The sequence below is a fragment of the Halomonas sp. HP20-15 genome (genome assembly GCF_033446685.1).
Taxonomy (GTDB): domain Bacteria; phylum Pseudomonadota; class Gammaproteobacteria; order Pseudomonadales; family Halomonadaceae; genus Modicisalibacter.
The window spans coordinates 1-863 of record NZ_JAWQLY010000038.1; the positions used below are offsets into that span (position 1 = coordinate 1).

At 64.8% G+C, this 863-nt stretch carries 1 protein-coding gene; it reads right to left on the minus strand.

The window, feature by feature from the left end; all coding sequences use genetic code 11:
- On the minus strand, window positions 1-863 hold an 863-nt coding region (locus tag R6258_RS18750), incomplete at both ends, for a TAXI family TRAP transporter solute-binding subunit (protein ID WP_318453465.1).

Genomic DNA, 863 nt, shown 5'->3' on the forward strand with positions numbered 1-863 from the left:
GCCGCGCCTTCGTGCAGCGGCATCGGCAAGCCGGCGATGGCCTTTTCCAGCGCCATGGCCTTGGTCGCCGGATGGATGTTCTGCAAGAACGGCAGGTTCTCGTACATCGCCTTGGTGATGGCATAGACGTCGTCGGCCGGCACATCGGCACGCACCGCCAGGATGTTGGGCTGGGCGATGGTATGGATCGCCTCGGCCTGGTTGGGGTAGGTGTTGGCCGGGATGTCGTACGGCGTCCACAGGTCGAACTCGCTGTTGACCTGCTTGAGCTGCTCGTCGGTGAAGTTCAGCGTGGTGATGTCCTTACCCGCGTTGGCATAGGCCCGGGTCACCGCCGAGGCCGGCACGCCGGCGGGAATGTTCATGCCCTTGATGGTGCCGTTCTGCAGGGCGTCGGCGCTGGGGCCGTAGCCCAGGTAGGCGATGTCCATCTTGTCCGGCTCGATGCCCAGTTGGCCGAGGATGTAACGTCCCGAGCCTTCGGTCCCCGAGTTGCGCGCGCCGATCGAGAACGGCTCGCCGTACAGGTTGGTCATGTCCGCGATGGTACCGGCGTCGACGACGTCATCGTTGACCACGAAGTGTTCGACGTTCTGCCACAGCATCGACACGCTGCGCAGGTTCTTGTACGCCTTGGGCACCGGGCCGGTGCCCTTCCAGGCATAGGCGCCATACAGCCCCTGGAGGATGCCGAACTGGGCCTGGTCCTCGTCCATCAACTTGAGGTTCTCGCCGGAACCGGCGGAACTGATCGCCGACACGGAGATCCCGGTGCTAGGCTCGAGCTTGACCTTGACCAGCGTCGACAGCGCCACGCCCACCGGGTAGTAGGTGCCGCCGGTGGTCGCGGTGCCCATGATGTA